The following is a 20,480-nucleotide window of genomic DNA, read 5'->3' on the forward strand; positions in this document are numbered from 1 at the left end:
GTTCCAAGGAGTGAGTTCGTCTGTCGACCGCCATCCTCACCGGTCCGCCCGTGCCCGGTTCGTCGCTTGAGGGCGATCTGCGGTCGCTGGGCTTCGACGTACGCGTCTCCCCCGGAGCCGACCGGACCGCCGAGCTGCTCGCCGAGGTCCCGGGGGCCGACCGGGTCGCCGTCGTGGACGCCCGCTTCGTCGGGCACGTCCACTCGCTGCGCCTCGCGCTGACCGACCCCCGCTTCCCGGCGGCCGCCGTCCCCGGCGCGCTGACCGTCCAGCCCGCCGGCCGCGCCGCCCTCACCAGGGCGCTCGCCCGGGCCGGCGAGCCGGACACCGCGCGGGCGGCGGCCGGGGCCCCGGCCGCGATCTCCTCCGACACCGTGCTGCCCGATGTGCTCGCCCAGGGGGTGGAGACCGACGGCACCCCCGTGCACCGGCCCGATCTCGGCTCCCTCGTCGCGACGGTCCCCGGCGACCCCCAGGCGCGCAACGAGGCCCGGCAGGCCGTCCTGGCCGTCGACGACGAGGCCGTACGGCTGCGCTCCTCGGTCAAGGCCCGTGACGGCTTCTTCACCACCTACTGCGTCAGCCCGTACTCGCGGCACATCGCCCGCTGGTGCGCCCGCCGGGGCCTCACCCCCAACCAGGTCACCACCGCGTCGCTGATCACCGCGCTGATCGCGGCGGGCTTCGCCGCGACCGGCACCCGGGCCGGCTTCGCCGTGGCCGGTCTGCTGCTGCTCCTCTCCTTCGTGCTGGACTGCGCCGACGGCCAGCTCGCCCGCTACTCCCTCCAGTACTCCACGATGGGGGCCTGGCTCGACGCCACCTTCGACCGGGCCAAGGAGTACGCGTTCTACGCGGGCCTGGCGCTCGGCGCGGCGCGGGCGGGCGACGACGTGTGGGCGCTGGCGCTCGGCGCGATGGTCCTCCAGACCTGCCGCCATGTCGTGGACTTCTCCTTCAACGAGGCCAACCACGACGCGGTCTCCAACACCAGCCCCACCGCCGCCCTCTCCGACAAGCTCGACAGCGTCGGCTGGACGGTGTGGGTGCGCCGGATGATCGTGCTCCCGATCGGCGAGCGCTGGGCCATGATCGCCGTGCTGACCGCCGTGACCACCCCCCGGATCGTCTTCTACGCGCTCCTCGTGGGCTGCGGCTTCGCCGCCTGCTACACCACCGCCGGACGGCTGCTGCGCTCGCTGACCCGCAAGGCCACCAGGACCGAGCGCGCCACCCGGGCGCTGGCGGAGCTGGCCGACTCCGGGCCGCTCGCCGAGACCGTCGCCCGGGCCGCCCGCCCGCTCGCGCGCCGGCTGCCCGCGATCGCCCCGCCCGTCATCGCCCTGCTGGGCGGCGGCGCGCTGGCCGCCACCGCCGCGCTCAGCCCGTACGGGTCCCTCTGGCCGCTCCTCGCCGCCGTCGGCTATGTCCTCACCTCGGGCCTCGCCGTCGCCCGCCCGCTGGGCGGCGCGCTCGACTGGCTGGTCCCGCCCGCCTTCCGGGCCGCCGAGTACGGCACGATCCTGGCCCTGGCCGCCCGCGCCGACGTGGACGGGGCGCTGCCCGCCGCTTTCGGCCTGGTGTCGGCGGTCGCCTACCATCACTACGACACGGTCTACCGCATCCGGGGGGGCACCGGGGCGCCGCCGCAGTGGCTGGTGCGGGTGATCGGCGGGCACGAGGGCCGGATCCTGGCCGTCGCGCTGCTGGCCGCACTGGTCACCGCCACCGACTTCACCATCGCGCTGACGGCCCTGGCCGTCGTCGTCGCACTCGTGGTGCTGGTGGAGAGCATCCGCTTCTGGGTGTCCTCCGCCGCGCCCGCCGTACATGACGAAGGAGAACCCGCATGATCGGCCTTGTCCTGGCCGCCGGTGCCGGACGGCGTCTTCGCCCCTACACCGACACGCTTCCCAAGGCCCTCGTGCCCGTGGGCCCCGAGCTGGACGGGGTCTCCAAGACCGTCCTCGACATGACCCTCGCCAACTTCGCCGAGATCGGTCTCACCGAGGCCGCGATCGTCGTCGGCTACCGCAAGGAGGCCGTCTACGAGCGCAAGGCCGCGCTGGAGGCCGCGTACGGCCTCAAGCTGACCCTCGTCGAGAACGACAAGGCCGAGGAGTGGAACAACGCCTACTCCCTGTGGTGCGCCCGTGACGTCCTGAAGCGGGGCGTCATCCTCGCCAACGGCGACACCGTCCACCCGGTCTCCGTGGAGCGCACCCTGCTCGCCGCCCGGGGCGACGGCAAGAAGATCATCCTCGCCCTCGACACGGTGAAGAACCTCGCCGACGAGGAGATGAAGGTGATCACCGAGGAGGGTCTCGGCGTCCGCCGGATCACCAAGCTCATGGACCCCGCCACCGCCACCGGCGAGTACATCGGCGTCACCCTGATCGAGCCCGAGGCCGCCGAGGAGCTGGCGGACGCCCTCAGGGCGACCTTCGAGCGCGACCCCGACCTCTACTACGAGGACGGCTACCAGGAACTGATCGACCGAGGCGTCACCGTGGACGTCGCCCCCATCGGGGACGTGCCGTGGGTGGAGATCGACAACCACGACGACCTCGCGAAGGGCCGTGAGATCGCGTGCCTGTACTGACCCGGCTCATCCCTTCGCCGGTCGTCGTCGACATCCGGCGGGGAGCGCTGGACGATCTGGCCGGCCTCCTCGCCGACCAGCGGATCTCCGCGTCCGGGAAGCTCGCCGTCGCGCTGAGCGGCGGCTCCGGCCGCGCGCTGCGCGAGAAGCTGGAGCCGGCGCTGCCGGGCGCGGACTGGTTCGAGGTCGCCGACGGCACCATCGACTCGGCCGTCCGGCTCGCCGACGCCATCAAGGGACAGCGGTACGACGCCGTGGTCGCCCTCGGCGGCGGCAAGATCATCGACGTCAGCAAGTACGCGGCGGCCCGGGTCGGCCTGCCGCTGGTCTCCGTCGCCACCAATCTGGCGCACGACGGCATCTGCTCGCCGGTCGCCACCCTCGACAACGACAACGGCCGGGGCTCCTACGGCGTACCCACGCCCATCGCCATGGTCATCGACCTCGATGTGATCCGCGACGCCCCGGCCCGGTTCATCCGCTCCGGCGTCGGCGACACGGTCTCCAATCTGTCGGCGATCGCGGACTGGGAACTCTCCCACCGCGTCAACGGCGAGCCCGTCGACGGACTCGCCGCCGCCATGGCCCGCACGGCGGGGGAGTCCGTACTGCGCCACCCCGGCTCGGTCGCCGACGACGAGTTCCTCACCGTGCTCGCCGAGGCGCTCGTCCTCACCGGCATCGCCATGTCGATCAGCGGTGACACCCGCCCGTCGTCCGGCGCCTGCCACGAGATCAGCCACGCCTTCGACCTGCTGTATCCGCAGCGCGCCGCCAGCCACGGCGAACAGGTCGGACTCGGCGCGGCCTTCGCCATGCATCTGCGCGGGGCCCACCAGCAGGCCGGGCTCTTCGCGGAGGTGCTGCGGCGGCACAGCCTGCCCGTGCTGCCCGCCGAAATCGGTTTCTCCGTCGACGAGTTCGTCGCGGCCGTGGAGTACGCCCCGCAGACCAGGCCGGGCCGCTTCACCATCCTTGAACACCTCGACCTCACCACCGACCAGATCAGGGACGCGTACGCCGACTATGCCAAGACCATCCGTAGCTGAGCTCCGCCCGGTCGTTCACCCGGAGGGAGTGAAGGACCGGAGAAGCGGCGAGCACTGGGCCGGACGCCTGTACATGCGGGAAATCTCGCTGCACATCGACCCGTATCTGGTGAACACCAGGATCACGCCCAACCAGCTGACCCACCTCATGATCGTGGTGGGGGTCATCGGCGGCGCGGCCCTGCTGATCCCCGGGCTGACCGGCGCGATCCTCGCCGCCGTCCTCTTCCAGCTCTATCTGCTGCTCGACTGCGTCGACGGCGAGGTCGCCCGCTGGCGCGGACAGACCTCCATCACCGGTATCTATCTCGACCGGATCGGCCACTACATCTGCGAGGCCGCCCTCCTGGTCGGCTTCGGAGTCCGCGGGGCCGACGCCTTCGGCGACGGCCGCCCCGAGTGGCTGTGGGCCTTCCTCGGCACGGTCGCCGCCCTCGGCGCGATCCTGATCAAGGCCGAGACCGACCTCGTCGACGTCGCCCGCCAGCGCAGCGGACTGCCGGCCGTCAAGGACGAGGCCTCCGTACCCCGCTCCTCCGGTCTGGCGCTCGCCCGCCGCGCCGCCGCCGCCCTCAAGTTCCACCGGCTCGTCGGCGGGATCGAGGCCAGCCTCTTCATCCTGGTGATGGCCGTCCTCGACACCGTCCAGGGCGACGGTCTCTTCTTCACCCGCCTCGGCATCGCGGTCCTCGCCGGCATCGCCGTCGTCCAGACCCTGCTGCACCTGGTGTCGATCCTGGCTTCGAGCAGGCTGAAGTGACGGCGGACCTCAGGCTGGGCGCGGTGATCATCACCATGGGGGACCGCCCCGATGATCTGCGCGCCCTGCTGGACTCGGTCGCCGGGCAGGACGGCGACCGGGTGGAGGTCGTCGTCGTCGGCAACGGCTCCCCCGTCACCGGGGCGGACGACCTCCCCCCGGGCGTGCGCACCGTCGAGCTGCCCGAGAACCTGGGCATCCCCGGCGGCCGCAACGCGGGCATCGAGGCGTTCGGGCCCGCCGGGTCCGAGGTCGACGCCCTGCTCTTCCTCGACGACGACGGTCTCCTCCCCGGGACCGACACCGCCGAGCTGGTGCGCGAGGCCTTCGCCGCCGACCCGGAGCTGGGCATCCTCTCGTTCCGGATCGCCGATCCGGAGACCGGCGCCACCCAGCGCCGCCACGTCCCCCGGCTGCGCGCCGCGGACCCGATGCGCTCCTCGCGGGTGACCACCTTCCTGGGCGGCGCGAGCGCCGTGCGGACGAAGGTGATCGGGGAGGTCGGACCGCTGCCCGGCGAGTTCTTCTACGCCCATGAGGAGACCGACCTCGCCTGGCGGGCGCTGGACGCGGGGTGGATGATCGACTACCGCTCGGACATGGTGCTGCACCACCCCACGACGGCCCCCTCCCGGCACGCGGTCTACCACCGGATGGTGGCCCGCAACCGGGTCTGGCTCGCGCGCCGCAACCTTCCCGCGCCGCTGGTCCCCGTCTATCTCGCCGTCTGGGTGCTGCTCACCCTCGCCCGCCGTCCCTCGGGGGCCGCCCTGAAGGCCTGGGCGGGCGGATTCACGGAAGGCTGGCGAACCCCCTGCGGTCCCCGCCGGCCCATGAAGTGGCGAACTGTGTGGAGGCTCACCCGACTGGGCCGGCCTCCGGTGATCTGACAAGCTTGGGCCTTGAGAGCTCCGGGCGCACTCCGGGATTCCGGCGACGACCCGGAGCCGCGCCCCCACTGCCGCGCATCTCGAAGACGAAAGTATCCCTTGTGAGTGACACATCCCCTGACGGTGCGATCACGATGACCGCCCGGCCATCGGCCGACGATGCCCTGTCCCCGGCGCAGCTCGCCGCCAAGTACGGTCTTTCGGTCAGCGGCGCCCGCCCGGGACTGGCCGAGTATGTGCGTCAGCTCTGGGGCCGGCGACATTTCATCCTGGCCTTCTCGCAGGCCAAGCTGACCGCCCAGTACAGCAAGGCCAAGCTGGGCCAGCTCTGGCAGGTGGTGACCCCGCTGCTGAACGCGCTGGTCTACTACCTGATCTTCGGACTGATCCTCGGGACCCGGGGCGGGATGTCCGACGAGGTCTTCGTGCCGTTCCTGGTGACGGGTGTCTTCGTCTTCACCTTCACCCAGAGCTCCGTGATGTCGGGCGTACGGGCCATCTCGGGCAATCTGGGGCTGGTGCGGGCCCTGCACTTCCCGCGCGCCTCGCTCCCCATCTCCTTCGCGCTCCAGCAGCTCCAGCAGCTGCTGTTCTCGATGATCGTGCTGGTCCTGATCGTGATCGGCTTCGGCAGCTACCCCACGCTGTCCTGGCTGCTGATCATCCCCGCGCTGGCGCTCCAGTTCGTCTTCAACACCGGCCTCGCGCTGATCGTGGCCAGGCTCGGCAGCAAGACGCCCGACCTCGCCCAGCTGATGCCGTTCATCATGCGGACCTGGATGTACGCCTCCGGCGTGATGTTCTCCATCCCGCTGATGCTCAAGGACAAGCCGTCCTGGATCGCCGATGTGCTCCAGTGGAACCCGGCCGCCGTCTACATGGACCTGATCCGCTTCGCGCTGATCGACGGCTACGGCTCCTCGAACCTGCCGGACCATGTCTGGGCGCTCGCGCTGGGCTGGGCGCTCGTGTTCGGCATCCTTGGTTTCGTGTACTTCTGGAAGGCTGAGGAACGGTATGGCCGTGGCTGAGAACAACACCGGGCGAATCCCCACCGTCATCGCCGACGACGTCCACATCGTCTACCGCGTCCACGGCTCGGCCGGCGGCCGGGGCAGTGCCACCGCCGCGCTCAGCCGGATCCTGCGGCGCAAGAAGGGCGAGCAGCAGCGGGGCGTGCGCGAGGTGCACGCCGTGCGCGGCGTCTCCTTCACCGCCTACCGGGGCGAGGCGATCGGTCTGATCGGCACCAACGGCTCCGGCAAGTCGACGCTGCTGCGCGCCATAGCCGGACTGCTGCCCACCGAGCGCGGCCATGTCTACACCGACGGCCAGCCCTCGCTGCTGGGCGTCAACGCGGCGCTGATGGGCGATCTGACCGGCGAGCGCAATGTGATCCTCGGCGGACTGGCCATGGGCATGTCGCGCGAGCAGATCCGCGACCGCTACCAGTCCATCGTCGACTTCTCCGGGATCAACGAGAAGGGCGACTTCATCACGCTGCCGATGCGCACCTACTCCTCCGGCATGGGCGCGCGGCTGCGGTTCTCCATCGCGGCGGCCAAGGACCACGACGTCCTGATGATCGACGAGGCCCTCGCCACCGGTGACCGCAAGTTCCAGATCCGCTCCGAGCAGCGCATCCGTGAGCTGCGCAAGGAGGCCGGCACGGTCTTCCTGGTGAGCCACAGCAACAAGTCGATCCGGGACACCTGCGACCGTGTGCTCTGGCTGGAGAAGGGCGAGCTGCTGATGGACGGGCCCACCGACGAGGTCCTCAAGGCGTACGAAAAGGAAACCGGCAAGTAGTTACCAGAACGAGACCAAGGGGCCGGCGACGGAGCCGGTCCTGATCGAGGCCCCCGCTTTGACATCCGGGCGGGGGCCTTATCGCGTCCTGTCATATGACGGCCGCGCATCGGCCGTGACCACGGCGATACGGGCCCCGGAGCGTCATGGCGAAGATCAAGACCGGGGCCATGAGGGAAGGTTGACCGCGAGTGCGGCGCTCTTGCAGGGACCGCGACGCCCGGACACATGACCCGGGCGTCGCGCAACGTAAGCTGGACCGGTGCGGAATCACGGCAAGTGGGGCGATACGTCCCCGATGCCCGGGCCGACGGGCGGACCTCGCGCGGTCGGGAAGACCGGCGGCGTGTCCGAAATGGGATGGATTGGATCGGCAGTGTAGAACGGGAGATGTGACGGCAATGATCGGATATCTCCAGCCCCGCGAGACTTTCGCCGTCCCCGCCCCAGGCAGCCACCGATGACCGCGACCCGGCCGACGCGCCCGGCGGACCCCGGCGCGCGCGGCACCCTCGACAAGGCCACCGCCGAGAACTTCCCCGTGGCCCCCTTCTTCCTGCCGCGCGCCTCGCGCGAGCACATCATGGCCCTCTACGGCTACGCGCGGCTCGTCGACGACATCGGCGACGGCGACCTCGCGCCCGGCGGCGCGGACGCCCGCCATCTCGGCGTCGACCCCGCCGACGCGGACGACCGGCTGATCATGCTCGACGCCTTCGAGGCGGATCTGCGAAGGGTCTTCGCCGCACCCGGCGACGGCCCCGACGGCTCCTCCGACGGCTCCGGCGACGGGCCCCGGCACCCCCTGCTGCGCGCGCTGCGCCCCACTGTCCGCGCCCGCTCCCTCACCATCGAGCCGTTCCTCGGCCTGATCGAGGCGAACCGCCAGGACCAGCTGGTCACCCGCTACGAGACGTACGACGAACTCCTCGCCTACTGCGAGCTGTCCGCCAACCCCGTCGGAAACCTCGTCCTCCAGGTCGGCGGAGTCCTGAGCCCCGAGCGGGGGGGCCCCCCGGGCGGCCTCTGCACCCCGCTCCCCAACGCGCGGCGCCCCCCGGGCGGCTCCGCGGGCCTCCCCCCCCGCCCGGTCTATCTGCCCGCCGAGGACATGCGGCGCTTCCACGTCAGTGAGACCGATCTCTCGGCCGCGACCGGGAACGCATCCGTCCGCGCCCTCGTTGCCTACCAGGCGGACCGTGCCCGCCGTCTGCTGGACGAGGGCGCGCCGCTGGTGGGCAGCGTCGACGGCAGACTGCGGCTGCTGCTCGCCGGATTCGTCGCGGGAGGGTACGCAGCCCTCGCCGCGATCAGGTCCGCCGGACACGACGTACTGCCCGGCCCGCCCAGAACCGCCAGGACGCGACTGCTGCGTGAAACGGGAGCCGTCCTGCGAAGAACGCGTAAAGAGAGGTGAGCCGGACCATGGAGCAAACCACCCAGATGCCGGCACCGGTACAGGCCGCGTACAGCTACTGCGAGGCCGTCACCGGACAGCAGGCGCGCAACTTCGCGTACGGCATCCGACTCCTGCCGCCCGACAAGCGGCAGGCCATGTCCGCGCTGTACGCGTTCTCGCGACGCGTGGACGACATCGGCGACGGCGATCTCGCCCCCGACGACAAGCGCTCCCGGCTGGAGGCCACCCGGGAGCTGCTGGAGCGCGTCCGCCGCGACGAGGTCGCCGAGGACGACACCGACCCGGTCGCGGTCGCCCTCGCGGACACCGCGCGGCGCTTCCCGCTGCCGCTCGGCGGGCTCGACGAACTCATCGACGGCGTCCTCATGGACGTCCGGGGCGAGACCTACGAGACCTGGGACGACCTCAAGACGTACTGCCGGTGCGTCGCGGGAGCCATCGGACGGCTCTCGCTCGGAGTCTTCGGCACCCAGGAGGGCGCGCGCGGCGCCGAGCGCGCCGCGGAGTACGCGGACACCCTCGGGCTCGCGCTCCAACTCACCAACATCCTGCGGGACGTCCGCGAGGACGCCGGCCACGGGCGCACCTATCTGCCCGCCGACGACCTCGCCAAGTTCGGCTGCTCCGACGGCTTCCGTTCGTCGAGCCCGCCGCCGGGAGCGGACTTCGCCGGTCTCGTCCACTTCGAAGTGCGGCGGGCCCGCGCCCTCTTCGCCGAGGGGTACCGGCTGCTGCCGATGCTCGACCGGCGCAGCGGCGCGTGCGTCGCCGCGATGGCCGGCATCTACCGGCGTCTCCTGGACCGCATCGAGCGCGACCCCGAGGCCGTCCTGCGCGGCCGGGTCTCGCTCCCCGGCCGGGAGAAGGCGTACGTCGCCGTCCGGGGGCTCTCCGGCCTGGACGCCCGGCACATCAGCAGGCAGACCCTGAGGGGGCGCGCGTGAGAGGCCACCACATCAGCGGCGACGGGACGAGCCCCCGGCGCGCCGTGGTCGTCGGCGGCGGGCTCGCCGGCGTCACCGCCGCGCTCCAGCTCGCGGACGCGGGCCTCGCCGTCACCCTGCTGGAGAGCCGTCCCCGCCTCGGCGGGCTCGCCTTCTCCTTCCGCCGGGGCGAGCTGACCGTCGACAACGGCCAGCACGTCTATCTGCGCTGCTGCACCGCGTACCGCTGGTTCCTCGACCGGATCGGCGGCACCGCGCTCGCCCCGGTGCAGGACCGCCTCGACGTACCCGTGCTCGACGTCGGCCGCCCCGGCCGCCCGAGGCTGGGACGGCTGCGCCGCACCGCGCTGCCCGTACCGCTGCACCTCGCGGCCAGCCTCGCCACCTATCCCCACCTCAGCCTCGCCGAACGGGCCTCCGTCGGCCGCGCCGCGCTCGCGCTCGGCCGGCTCGACCCCGCCGACCCGGCGCTCGACGGCATCGACTTCGCCACCTGGCTCGGCCGCCACGGCCAGTCCCGGCGGACCATCGAGGCCCTGTGGGACCTCGTCGGCGTGGCGACGCTCAACGCCACCGCGCCCGACACCTCCATGGGCCTCGCCGCGAAGGTCTTCAAGACCGGACTGCTCACCGAGCCCGGCGCGGCCGACATCGGCTGGGCCCGGGTGCCCCTCGGCGAACTGCACGACACCCTCGCCCGCAAGGCGCTCGAAGCCGCCGGGGTCCGGGTGGAGACCGCCGTCAAGGTGCGCGGCATCGAGCACGACCCGGCGGCCGAAGGCCCCGGCTGGAGCGTCGAGACCGACGGCGAGCCCCTGACGGCCGACACCGTCGTCCTCGCCGTCGCCCAGCGCGAGGCCCACGCCCTGCTGCCGGACGGCGCGCTCGCCGACCCCGACCGGCTGCTCGACATCGGCACCGCGCCCATCCTCAACATCCATGTCCTCTACGACCGCAAGGTGCTGCGCCGCCCCTTCTTCACCGCGATCGGCAGCCCCGTCCAGTGGGTCTTCGACCGCACCGAGGCCTCCGGGCTGACGGACGGCCAGTATCTGGCGCTGTCGCAGTCCGCCGCCCAGGACGAGATCGACGCGCCCGTCGCCGAGCTGAGGGCCCGCTATCTGCCCGAACTGGAACGGCTGCTGCCGCCCGCGCGGCACGCCAGGGTGAACGACTTCTTCGTCACCCGCGAGCGCGCCGCCACCTTCGCGCCCACCCCCGGCGTCGGCAGGCTGCGCCCCGGCGCGGTCACCCGGGCGCCCGGGCTGTATCTGGCGGGCGCGTGGACCGCCACCGGCTGGCCCGCGACCATGGAAGGCGCCGTACGCAGCGGATTCACCGCGGCCGACGCGGCGCTCCGTGCTCTCGGCCGCCCCCATGCACATCCGCTCAAGGAGGCGGCGTGAGCCCGAGTACCGGAACAAGAGGAGAGACCGTGCCGACTGTGCCTTCGGCGAACCCGGCTGATGACACCGCAGCGGGCGTCGACATCGCCGCGCTGCTGGAGCGCGGACGCGCCATGTCGACGCCGGAGCTGCGCGCCGCCGTCGACCGGCTCGCATCCCCCATGGACACCGTCGCCGCCTACCACTTCGGCTGGATCGACGCCCACGGCCTGCCCGCCGACGGCGACGGCGGAAAGGCCGTGCGCCCCGCGCTCGCGCTGCTCTCCGCCGAGGCCGCCGGAGCCCGCCCCGAGGTCGGCGTCCCCGGGGCCGTCGCCGTCGAGCTGGTGCACAATTTCTCGCTGCTCCACGACGATCTGATGGACGGCGACGAGCAGCGCCGCCACCGCGACACGGTGTGGAAGGTGCACGGCCCGGCGCAGGCGATCCTCGTCGGCGACGCCCTCTTCGCGCTCGCCAACGAAGTCCTGCTGGAACTGGGCACCGTGGAGGCCGGCCGGGCCACCCGCCGGCTGACCGCCGCCACGCGCAAGCTCATCGACGGCCAGGCCCAGGACATCTCCTACGAGCACCGCGAGCGGGTCACCGTCGAGGAGTGCCTGGAGATGGAGGGCAACAAGACCGGCGCCCTGCTCGCCTGCGCCGTCTCCATCGGCGCGGTCCTCGGCGGCGCGGACGACCGCACCGCCGACACCCTGGAGGAGTACGGCTACCACCTCGGCCTCGCCTTCCAGGCCGTCGACGATCTCCTCGGCATCTGGGGCGACCCGGTCAGCACCGGCAAGCAGACCTGGAGCGATCTGCGCCAGCGCAAGAAGTCCCTGCCCGTCGTCGCCGCCCTCGCCGAGGGCGGGCCGGCCTCCCGCCGGCTCGGCGAACTGCTCGCCGCCGACGCCAAGAGCAATGACTTCGCCAGCTTCTCCGAGGAGGAGTTCGCCACCCGGGCCGCGCTCATCGAAGAGGCCGGCGGCCGCGAGTGGACCTCCCAGGAGGCCCGCCGTCAGCACGCCGTCGCCATCGCCGCGCTGGACGGCGTCGAGCTGCCCGAGCAGGTCAGGGCGCAGCTCGTGGCGCTCGCCGACTTCGTCGTGGTCCGCAAGCGGTGAATCCGCCCCACTCGACCAGAGGGAAGAAACTCGTGGAAGAGGTGACACACACCCCCGCCGCGACATCCATCATGTCTTCCATATGAATCGCAGTCGCCGGCCGGCGACCGGGCAACCGGAAGCCGGCCGACGGACACCCCCGGCACAGCAGCGCATCACGCATCACTGCACGGTAAGGGGAAGCCATGACAGCGACGACCGATGGAAGCGGCGGGTCGGCACGGGCCAGTGGGGCCACCGCCGAAGAGAAGATCTATCTGCATCAGCCCGTGGAGACGCGCCCCTCCGCGGACGCCAACGCTCCCGAGGACGGGTCTGTACAGCTCCGTACGGGTACCGGTACCGGGACGACGGAGGCCGGGGAGCTCGGGGAGCCGCTCGCGAGCGATCCGCCCGGGATCGCGGCCCGCGCGGTCGCCCGGGCGGTCGACCATCTGCTGAGCAGACAGGACGCCGAGGGCTGGTGGAAGGGGACGCTTGAGACCAATGTGACGATGGACGCCGAAGATCTCCTGATGCGTCAGTTCCTCGGCATCCCGGACGCCCGCGTCACCGAGGCCGCGGCCCGTTTCATCAGGGGCGAGCAGCGGGAGGACGGCACCTGGGCCACCTTCTTCGGCGGCCCCGGCGAGCTGTCCGTCACCATCGAGGCGTACGTCGCCCTCCGGCTCGCCGGGGACGCGCCCGACGATCCGCACATGGCCCGGGCGTCCGCCTGGATCCGCGAGCGCGGCGGGATCGCCGCCTCCCGGGTCTTCTCCCGGATCTGGCTCGCGCTCTTCGGCTGGTGGCGCTGGGAGGACCTCCCCGAGATGCCGCCCGAGCTGATCTTCCTCCCCTCCTGGTTCCCGCTGAACATCTACGACTTCGGCTGCTGGGCGCGGCAGACCATCGTGCCGCTGACCATCGTCTCGGCGAAGAGGCCGGTCAGAGCCGCGCCGTTCGCCCTCGACGAGCTGCACACCGACCACCGCGATCCCAACCCGGCGAAGCCGCTCGCCCCGGCGATCAGCTGGAGCGGCTTCTTCCAGCGGACCGACCGGCTCCTCCACCGCTACCACCGGATCGCCCCGCGCGCCCTGCGCGGCGCGGCGGTCCGGGCGGCGACGAAGTGGATCGTCGAGCGGCAGGAGAAGGACGGCTGCTGGGGCGGGATCCAGCCGCCCGCCGTGTACTCCCTCATCGCCCTGCACCTGGTCGGCTACGACATCGGGCACCCGGTGATGCGGGCCGGGCTGGAGTCGCTGGACCGGTTCGCCGTCTGGCGAGAGGACGGCGCGCGGATGGTGGAGGCCTGCCAGTCACCCGTCTGGGACACCTGTCTCGCCACCGTCGCACTCGCCGACGCGGGGGTGCCCGCCGACCATCCGGCGCTGGTCAAGGCGGCCGACTGGATGCTCGGCGAGGAGATCGTGCGCCCCGGCGACTGGTCGGTGCGCCGGCCGGGACTCGCCCCCGGCGGCTGGGCCTTCGAGTTCCACAACGAGACCTACCCCGACATCGACGACACCGCCGAGGTCATCCTCGCCCTGCGCCGGGTCCGCCACCCCGAGCCCGCACGGGTCGACGCGGCCGTCGCCCGGGGCGGACGCTGGACGCTCGGCATGCAGTCCGGCGACGGCGCGTGGGGCGCGTTCGACGCCGACAACACCAGCCGGTTCCCGGGCCGGCTGCCCTTCAGCGACTTCGGCGAGGTGATCGACCCGCCGTCCGCCGACGTCACCGCGCATGTCGTGGAGATGCTCGCCCACGAGGGCAGGGCGGACCACCCCCGGGCCCGGCGCGGGATCCGCTGGCTGCTCGACCACCAGGAGCCCAGCGGGGCCTGGTTCGGCCGCTGGGGGGTCAACCACGTCTACGGCACGGGCTCGGTCGTCCCCGCGCTGATCGCCGCCGGGATCCCCGCCTCGCACCCCGCGATCCGCCGCGCGGTCCGCTGGCTCGAATCCGTCCAGAACGACGACGGCGGCTGGGGCGAGGATCTGCGCTCCTACCGCGAGGAGACCTGGGTGGGCCAGGGCGAGTCCACCGCCTCCCAGACCGCCTGGGCGCTGATCGCGCTGCTCGCGGCGGGGGAGCGGGGGAGCGCCGCCGTCGAGCGGGGCGTCGGCTGGCTGGCCGCCGCACAGCTCGCGGACGGCTCCTGGGACGAGCCGCACTTCACCGGGACGGGCTTCCCCTGGGACTTCTCCATCAACTACCACCTGTACCGGCAGGTCTTCCCGCTCACCGCGCTCGGCCGCTATGTGCACGGGGAACCCGTCCTCGCCGCACACCGTCAGGGGAGCTGATGCCCTGGGACCCGGCCGTCGCGCCGGGGCCCGGCCCCGGAGCGCCGCTGCTGATCGTCTGCGCCCTGGGCATCGAGAGATTCGCCCTGCTGCGCGGCGAGGCCCGCCACCGGGCGGCCTCCAGGCCGGTCACCGCGACCGGTCCGGCCTCCGGGCCGGTCACGGGTCCGGAGGCCGGACCTGTCGTCACCGGTCCTGTCGTCGCGGGGGTGTCGGCCGGCTCCGTCACCGTGCTCCGCACCGGCATGGGCCCGCGCAACGCGGAACGCGCCGTACGCGCCGCGCTGAACCAGGACCCGCTGCGGCACGCGGCGGTGCTCGCGGCGGGCTTCTGCGGCGGCCTCGCCCCCGGGATGCGCCCGGGCGACCTCGTGGTCGCCGACGAGACCCGGCACGGGACCGTCGCCGTGCCCTGCACCGACCCCGGCCCCCTGGCCCGGGCCGTCGCCGGGGCCGCGCCCGGCCACCGGGTCCACACCGGCCCGCTCACCGGCACGGACCATGTCGTACGAGGACCCGAGCGGGCCCGGCTGCGCGCCGCCGGGGCGATCGCGGCCGACATGGAGAGCGCCGCCGTCCTGCTGGCGGCGGTGCGCGCGGGCCCCCGGCCCGTTGCCGCCGTCCGGGTGATCGTGGACGCTCCGGAGCACGAACTGGTCCGCATCGGCACAGTACGCGGTGGAATATCTGCTTTCCGCGTTCTCCGTTCCGTCCTTCCCGCGTTCCATGAATGGCACCGTTCTTTGCCGCTCCCCAGGAGGTGAGCTAGATGGCCATGCCGCTCCGCCAGACCATCCGGGTAGGGACCTACCTCTTTGAACAGAAACTCCGCAAGCGCGAGAAGTTTCCGCTCATCGTCGAACTCGAACCCCTCTTCGCCTGCAATCTGAAGTGCGAGGGCTGTGGGAAGATCCAGCACCCGGCCGGAGTCCTGAAACAGCGCATGCCGGTCGCCCAGGCGGTCGGGGCCGTGCTGGAGTCCGGAGCGCCGATGGTCTCCATCGCCGGCGGGGAACCGCTGATGCATCCGCACATCGACGAGATCGTGCGGCAGTTGGTGGAGCGGAAGAAGTACGTCTTTCTCTGCACCAACGCCATGCTGCTGCGCAAGAAGATCGAGAAATTCACCCCCTCCCGGTATTTCGCCTTCGCCGTCCACATCGACGGACTCCGCGAACGCCACGACGAATCGGTCGCCAAGGAAGGGGTGTTCGACGAGGCCGTGGAGGCGATCAAAGAGGCCAAGAAGCGCGGATTCCGGGTCACCACCAACTCCACCTTCTTCAACACCGACACCCCGCAGACCGTCATCGAGGTCCTGAACTACCTCAATGACGAGCTGGAGGTCGACGAGATGATGATCTCGCCGGCCTACGCCTACGAGAAGGCCCCCGACCAGGAGCACTTCCTCGGCGTGGAACAGACCAGACAGCTGTTCAAGAAATCCTTCGCCGACGGAAACCGGCGGCGCTGGCGGCTCAACCACTCACCGCTCTTCCTCGACTTCCTCGAAGGCGAGGCGGACTTCCCCTGCACCGCGTGGGCGATCCCCAACTACTCCCTCTTCGGCTGGCAGCGCCCCTGCTATCTGATGAGCGACGGCTATGTCCCCACGTACCGCCAACTCATCGAGGAGACCGACTGGGAGAAGTACGGCCGGGGCAAGGACCCGCGCTGCGCCAACTGCATGGCGCACTGCGGCTACGAGCCCACCGCCGTCCTGGCCACCATGGGATCGCTCAAGGAATCGCTTCGGGCGGCCCGCGAGACGATGTCCGGAAGCCGGGGCTGAGCGGACGCCCGCCACGAGAACGGTCCGAGGGACCGCGCCCCGCGTGCGGTCCCTCGGACCGGCCCCAGTCCAGGAGAGCTGAGGAATGACCGACCCGTCGCCGCCCTTCGACCTGGCCCGGCTGCTCGCCGACCGCGGCTCGGAGCGCTATGAGCTGCACACCCGCCACCTCAACCACCAACTGCCCCGCATGCTCCGCACCATCGGCTTCGACAAGGTCTACGTCCGGGCCGAGGGCGCCTACTTCTGGGACGCCGACGGCGACGACTACCTCGACATGCTCTCCGGCTTCGGGGTGATGGGCCTGGGCCGCCACCACCCCGTCGTACGGAAGGCCCTGCACGACGTCCTCGACGCCTCCCTCGCCGACCTCACCCGCTTCGACTGCCAGCCGCTGCCCGGGCTGCTGGCCGAGAGACTCCTCACCCACAGCCCCCACCTCGACCGGGTGTTCTTCACCAGCAGCGGCACCGAAGCGGTGGAGACCGCCCTGAAATTCGCCCGGTGCGCCACCGGCAGACCCAGGGTGCTCTACTGCGACCACGCCTTCCACGGGCTGACCACCGGCTCCCTCTCGGTCAACGGCGAATCCGGCTTCCGCGACGGATTCGCCCCGCTGCTCCCCGACACCGCCGTCCCGCTCGGCGACCTCGACGCGCTCCGGCACGAGCTGGCCCGGGGCGATGTGGCCGCCCTGATCGTGGAGCCGATCCAGGGCAAGGGCGTCCACGAGGCCCCGCCCGGATATCTGCCCGCCGCCCGGGAGCTGCTCCACCGCCACAAGGCGCTGCTGATCGCGGACGAGGTGCAGACGGGCCTCGGACGCACCGGCGACTTCTACGCCCACCAGCACGAGCCCGGGGCGGACCCCGATCTGATCTGCGTGGCCAAGGCCCTCTCCGGCGGCTATGTGCCGGTCGGCGCGACCCTCGGCAAGGACTGGATCTTCCAGAAGGTCTACTCCTCGATGGACCGGGTGCTGGTCCACTCGGCCAGCTTCGGCGCCAACGCCCAGGCCATGGCGGCGGGCCTGGCGGTGCTCTCGGTGATCGAGGACGAACAGCTCGTCGCCAACGCGCGCGCCACCGGCGAACTGCTGCGCACCCGGCTCGCGGCGCTCGTGGACCGCTATGAGTTCCTGCACGCGGTGCGCGGCCGGGGACTGATGACCGGAATCGAGTTCGGCCGCCCCGTCTCGCTCAAGCTGCGCGGCCGCTGGACCATGCTCCAGGCGGCCCGCAAGGGACTCTTCGCGCAGATGGTGGTCGTCCCGCTGCTGCGCAGACACCGGATCCTCACCCAGGTCTCCGGCGACCGGCTGGAGGTGATCAAGCTGATTCCGCCGCTGACCGTCGGGGAGCGGGAGGTGGACCGCTTCCTGGACGCCTTCGCGGCGGTCATGGACGACGCGCACTCCGGCGGCGGTCTGATGTGGGACTTCGGCCGGACCCTGGTGGGGCAGGCGCTGGCCAACCGCTGACCAGGGGTTTCACCAGAGATTTTGCCTCTGGGGCAAGAAACTTGCCTCAGAGGCAGTTTCCTGGCGCAATGGATCCATGCAGAGTCCTCCCGGGGGCCATCCCCCGGACCTCCGGTCTCCCGCGGGAGACTTCTCCGCCGAGCTGGCCGATGTCGCGCCCCGGCTGCGTGATCTGCGCCGCCGCCGCGGCCTCACCCTGGAGGCCGCCGCCCAGCGGGCCGGCCTCTCGCCCGCTCATCTCTCCCGGCTGGAGACCGGCCGCAGGCAGCCCTCGCTGCCGATGCTGCTCTCCCTCGCCAGGATCTACGGTACGACGATCGCCGAGCTGCTGGGCGAGCTGTCGCCGGAGCACGACCCGGTGATCCGGGGCGGCAGCCGTGAGCCGGCCTTCGCCGACGGCTGGACCTACCACCAGGTGGGATCGCCCGGCCGGGCCATGCAGACGCTGCGGCTGATCGTCCCGTACGGAGCCCAGGGAGATCTGGTGCGGGTCCACCCCGGAGAGGAGTGGATGTACGTTCTCGACGGGCGGCTGAAGCTCACCCTCGGGGAGTCCGTGCACGAGCTGGGGCCCGGTGACAGCGCGCACTACGACTCGCTCACCCCGCACCGGCTCGCGGCCGCCTCCCGCGAGGGGGCCGAGCTGCTCTTCGCCCACACCCTGCTTCAGAGCCCCGACCTCTATCCGCACGCCTGAGAATTCCGCCGCCCGCAGTCCCGCAGTCCCGCAGTCCCGTACGCCCGAAAGTCCCGAAAGTGAGGACCGTCATGTCCGAGAACACCGCCGCGCCCCTGCCCGAGAAGCCCAAGTCCAAGGGCAAGCAGGAGAGCAAGTTCCCCATGGGGATGGTCGTCCGGCTCTTCGCCTATCTGATCGCGGGCCACATCCTGGCCGGGTTCCTCTATCTGCTGTTCGAGATGGGCGGCAAGTGACAGCCCGTATGGGCCGCACCGCCTGACCTCAGTCTTCGACGAGGAGCCGGTCGCGCAGCCGCTCACGGGTCTCGGGGCCGATCCCCAGCCCTTCGGTGAGATAGCGCTCGGTGGTGCCCCAGATCTCCTCGACGGTGTCGAACGCGGCCCGCAGATACTCCGGGCGCGCGTCGAGGAGAGGAGCCATCAGCTCCAGCACCTCCGGGGACGTCCCGGCCGGAGAGCTGTCGCCGTGGCGCACCCGGTAGCGCTGCCGCGGATCGCCGGACTTGAGATAGTCCGCCTCGATCGCCTCCCACTCCACGCCCACCGCGAGCAGGGCGATCGCTATCGACAGACCGGCCCGGTCCTTGCCGGCCGCGCAGTGCATCAGCGCGGGGACGCTGTCCTCGGCGAGGGCGCGCAGAATCCGGCCGTGCTCGCCGGTCCGCTCCCGGATGATCAGCCGGTACGACTCCTTCATCCGCTCCTCGCCCTTGCCGTCGGCCATGACCGACCGCAGCAGGCCGAGATCCCCGCTGCGGACCATCTTCCAGAACTCCACGCCCTCGGCCGGATCGCTGAGCGGCAGATTCACATGGCGCACGCCGGGCAGCTCGGCGTCGGCCCCGTCCATCCGGATGTCGGCCGGGGTCCGGAAGTCGAAGATCGTGTGCAGCCCCAGCGCGCTCAGGAAGGCGATGTCGCTCTCGGTCGCGTGGGCGAGATGGCCGCTGCGATAGAGCCGCCCGAACCGGGTGCGGCGGCCGTCCGAGGTCGGCAGCCCGCCCACATCGCGGAAATTGCGCACTCCGACCAGCTCGGGCTCGGTCGAGGGGACCTGCGGCAGCTGCTGCGTCACAAAGGCTCCTGAAGGTCACTGACGTCGGCGCGGCTCGCCGACGGCGGAGTGTTCTCGACGATCATCTTGCCTTCCCGGCGTCCTGGGAAGATTCGCGACCGCCCAGCACATGCGAATAGAGGCATTAGTCGTGTCTGACCGAATTGGATTATTGCTTATAACTTGACCCGTCTATGGGGTAGATGGGGTGCGGGTGGTGAGCAGGGTCATAGCGGTGACCGTCCGTGGCGGCGTGCCGGAAGCCGATTTCGACGCGGCGAACGGAGTTGGGGTTCCGGGCTCCACGCAGGGTCACCGGATTCCCCGGGGCCGCGCGCGATGGATCATCCAACTCAAACGGAACAGCTTGTTCCGCTCCTGGCGGCTCGTCTACGGTCACGGCCATCCGGACGGACCGCCTCATCCTGCCGCCGACCGGACTTCCCATCCCCATAGCCGCGTGGCAGGAGCGGGGGACCCAGTCAGTACGCCGGCCCGGATCTCCGGACGGCTCGGGGTGAAGTCGCACGACGAGCGCGGCCGGGCATCTCCAGCCCGAACCCGACAGCTCACCTCGCAGGCGCCGGAGAGGAACGCCCCATGCCCGCCAAGGGTAAGCACCGCCGTCCCAGAACCAGCACCCTCACCCGTGGCTTCGTCGCCGCCGGCACCGGCGGCGCGGCCATCGCGCTTCCGCTGACGGTCGCGACCGGCGCGCACGCCGCCGAGCGGTCGGCCCCGGTCGCCGCACCCGCCGTCGCCGCTGCTGCCCCTGCCCCTGCTGCGCCCGCCGCACAGGCCGCCGAAGCGCCCGCGCCCACCGTCTACCGGGTGGTCGCGGGCGACCATCTGTCCAAGATCGCCGACGAGCACCGGGTCGGCGGCTGGCAGAAGCTGTACGAGAAGAACCGCGCGGCCGTCGGCGACGACCCCTCGCTGATCCACCCCGGCCTCGAACTCACCCTCGGCGAGCGGGCCGAGGCGCGTACGCGGGGCGCCGCGAGCCAGGACCGCGCCGCGCGCCCGGCCGCGCCCGCCCCCGCTCAGGCACCCGTCGCCGCCGCCGACGGCGGGGGGGGCGGCCCGGCCGGGCGCGCCGGGGCCGCCCCCCCGCCGGCGGAGGAGGACGCGGCCCCGCCCGCCGCCGCCCCTTCCCCCCCCCCCGCCCCCCCCCCCGC

The 20,480-nt window shown here is 71.9% G+C and carries 19 protein-coding genes and 1 riboswitch; of the genes, 18 read left to right on the top strand and 1 reads right to left on the bottom strand.

Features of this window, described 5'->3' with window-relative positions:
• Positions 1-20: 20 nt before the first annotated feature.
• The 17 genes from IE247_RS14990 to IE247_RS15070 all read left to right on the top strand — a co-directional run bounded on the left by IE247_RS14990 (position 21) and on the right by IE247_RS15070 (position 18,482).
• A complete protein-coding gene (locus IE247_RS14990; RefSeq protein WP_190123613.1) occupies positions 21-1,853 on the top strand; it encodes a DUF5941 domain-containing protein in 1,833 nt (610 codons plus the stop codon).
• Entirely contained in the window at positions 1,850-2,602 is a 753-nt protein-coding gene (locus IE247_RS14995) for a phosphocholine cytidylyltransferase family protein (RefSeq protein WP_190123579.1), read from the top strand. The genes IE247_RS14990 and IE247_RS14995 overlap by 4 nt, the downstream gene beginning before the upstream one ends.
• Complete coding sequence (locus IE247_RS15000; RefSeq protein WP_190123580.1) at positions 2,590-3,651, top strand: iron-containing alcohol dehydrogenase family protein; 1,062 nt, start codon at positions 2,590-2,592, stop codon at positions 3,649-3,651. The genes IE247_RS14995 and IE247_RS15000 overlap by 13 nt, the downstream gene beginning before the upstream one ends.
• The gene (locus tag IE247_RS15005) at positions 3,629-4,411 is read left to right on the top strand and encodes a CDP-alcohol phosphatidyltransferase family protein (protein WP_190123581.1); all 783 of its coding nucleotides are present in this window, start codon (positions 3,629-3,631) and stop codon (positions 4,409-4,411) included. The genes IE247_RS15000 and IE247_RS15005 overlap by 23 nt, the downstream gene beginning before the upstream one ends.
• A gap of 35 nt (positions 4,412-4,446) precedes the next feature.
• Complete coding sequence (locus tag IE247_RS15010; RefSeq protein WP_190123614.1) at positions 4,447-5,301, top strand: glycosyltransferase family 2 protein; 855 nt, start codon at positions 4,447-4,449, stop codon at positions 5,299-5,301.
• Between the two features lie 101 nt (positions 5,302-5,402).
• Complete coding sequence (locus IE247_RS15015) at positions 5,403-6,332, top strand: ABC transporter permease (protein ID WP_190123582.1); 930 nt, start codon at positions 5,403-5,405, stop codon at positions 6,330-6,332.
• Positions 6,325-7,110: an ABC transporter ATP-binding protein gene (locus IE247_RS15020; RefSeq protein WP_190123583.1), complete on the top strand. Its 786-nt coding sequence runs from the start codon at positions 6,325-6,327 to the stop codon at positions 7,108-7,110. The genes IE247_RS15015 and IE247_RS15020 overlap by 8 nt, the downstream gene beginning before the upstream one ends.
• A 460-nt stretch (positions 7,111-7,570) precedes the next feature.
• A complete protein-coding gene (gene hpnC, locus IE247_RS15025) occupies positions 7,571-8,527 on the top strand; it encodes a squalene synthase HpnC (RefSeq protein WP_190123584.1) in 957 nt (318 codons plus the stop codon).
• An 8-nt stretch (positions 8,528-8,535) separates the two neighbouring features.
• On the top strand, positions 8,536-9,474 hold the full coding sequence (gene hpnD, locus IE247_RS15030) for a presqualene diphosphate synthase HpnD (protein WP_190123585.1): 939 nt from the start codon (positions 8,536-8,538) through the stop codon (positions 9,472-9,474).
• Positions 9,471-10,880 carry a hydroxysqualene dehydroxylase HpnE gene (gene hpnE / locus IE247_RS15035; RefSeq protein ID WP_373305561.1) on the top strand — a complete coding sequence of 470 codons (1,410 nt, stop codon included), beginning with the start codon at positions 9,471-9,473 and terminating at the stop codon, positions 10,878-10,880. Before hpnD ends, hpnE begins: the two co-directional genes overlap by 4 nt.
• A 38-nt stretch (positions 10,881-10,918) precedes the next feature.
• A complete protein-coding gene (locus IE247_RS15040) occupies positions 10,919-11,986 on the top strand; it encodes a polyprenyl synthetase family protein (protein WP_190123616.1) in 1,068 nt (355 codons plus the stop codon).
• A gap of 185 nt (positions 11,987-12,171) precedes the next feature.
• Entirely contained in the window at positions 12,172-14,277 is a 2,106-nt protein-coding gene (gene shc, locus IE247_RS15045) for a squalene--hopene cyclase (protein WP_229869123.1), read from the top strand.
• Positions 14,277-15,041: a phosphorylase family protein gene (locus IE247_RS15050; RefSeq protein WP_190123586.1), complete on the top strand. Its 765-nt coding sequence runs from the start codon at positions 14,277-14,279 to the stop codon at positions 15,039-15,041. Before shc ends, IE247_RS15050 begins: the two co-directional genes overlap by 1 nt.
• 5 nt (positions 15,042-15,046) lie before the next feature.
• Positions 15,047-16,069, top strand: a complete 1,023-nt coding sequence (gene hpnH, locus IE247_RS15055) for an adenosyl-hopene transferase HpnH (RefSeq protein WP_190123587.1) — start codon at positions 15,047-15,049, stop codon at positions 16,067-16,069.
• Positions 16,070-16,154: 85 nt separating this feature from the next.
• On the top strand, positions 16,155-17,549 hold the full coding sequence (locus IE247_RS15060; RefSeq protein WP_190123588.1) for an aspartate aminotransferase family protein: 1,395 nt from the start codon (positions 16,155-16,157) through the stop codon (positions 17,547-17,549).
• Between the two features lie 76 nt (positions 17,550-17,625).
• Complete coding sequence (locus IE247_RS15065; protein ID WP_190123589.1) at positions 17,626-18,246, top strand: XRE family transcriptional regulator; 621 nt, start codon at positions 17,626-17,628, stop codon at positions 18,244-18,246.
• A gap of 71 nt (positions 18,247-18,317) precedes the next feature.
• Positions 18,318-18,482, top strand: a complete 165-nt coding sequence (locus IE247_RS15070; RefSeq protein WP_190123590.1) for a DUF6126 family protein — start codon at positions 18,318-18,320, stop codon at positions 18,480-18,482.
• Between the two features lie 28 nt (positions 18,483-18,510).
• Here the strand turns inward: IE247_RS15070 and IE247_RS15075 are convergent, their stop codons facing one another.
• Positions 18,511-19,323, bottom strand: a complete 813-nt coding sequence (locus IE247_RS15075; protein WP_190123591.1) for a tyrosine-protein phosphatase — start codon at positions 19,321-19,323, stop codon at positions 18,511-18,513.
• Positions 19,324-19,740: 417 nt separating this feature from the next.
• Positions 19,741-19,898, top strand: a riboswitch (cyclic di-AMP (ydaO/yuaA leader).
• Between the two features lie 4 nt (positions 19,899-19,902).
• Here IE247_RS15075 and IE247_RS15080 point away from each other — a divergent pair.
• The coding region (locus IE247_RS15080) for a LysM peptidoglycan-binding domain-containing protein (RefSeq protein WP_190123592.1) at positions 19,903-20,480 on the top strand (578 nt) is incomplete at its 3' end.

Origin of the sequence: Streptomyces inusitatus (genome assembly GCF_014651115.1) — a bacterium.
Taxonomy (GTDB): domain Bacteria; phylum Actinomycetota; class Actinomycetes; order Streptomycetales; family Streptomycetaceae; genus Streptomyces; species Streptomyces amakusaensis.

Bases quoted from the DNA above. Each gene is read 5' to 3' on its own strand.
- hpnH (WP_190123587.1), top strand. From the start codon at position 15,047: ATGGCCATGCCGCTCCGCCAGACCATCCGGGTAGGGACCTACCTCTTT.
- IE247_RS15050 (WP_190123586.1), top strand. From the start codon at position 14,277: ATGCCCTGGGACCCGGCCGTCGCGCCGGGGCCCGGCCCCGGAGCGCCG.
- shc (WP_229869123.1), top strand. From the start codon at position 12,172: ATGACAGCGACGACCGATGGAAGCGGCGGGTCGGCACGGGCCAGTGGG.
- IE247_RS15005 (WP_190123581.1), top strand. From the start codon at position 3,629: ATGCCAAGACCATCCGTAGCTGAGCTCCGCCCGGTCGTTCACCCGGAG.
- IE247_RS15065 (WP_190123589.1), top strand. From the start codon at position 17,626: ATGCAGAGTCCTCCCGGGGGCCATCCCCCGGACCTCCGGTCTCCCGCG.
- hpnD (WP_190123585.1), top strand. From the start codon at position 8,536: ATGGAGCAAACCACCCAGATGCCGGCACCGGTACAGGCCGCGTACAGC.
- IE247_RS14995 (WP_190123579.1), top strand. From the start codon at position 1,850: ATGATCGGCCTTGTCCTGGCCGCCGGTGCCGGACGGCGTCTTCGCCCC.
- hpnC (WP_190123584.1), top strand. From the start codon at position 7,571: ATGACCGCGACCCGGCCGACGCGCCCGGCGGACCCCGGCGCGCGCGGC.
- IE247_RS15060 (WP_190123588.1), top strand. From the start codon at position 16,155: ATGACCGACCCGTCGCCGCCCTTCGACCTGGCCCGGCTGCTCGCCGAC.
- IE247_RS15010 (WP_190123614.1), top strand. From the start codon at position 4,447: ATGGGGGACCGCCCCGATGATCTGCGCGCCCTGCTGGACTCGGTCGCC.
- IE247_RS15070 (WP_190123590.1), top strand. From the start codon at position 18,318: ATGTCCGAGAACACCGCCGCGCCCCTGCCCGAGAAGCCCAAGTCCAAG.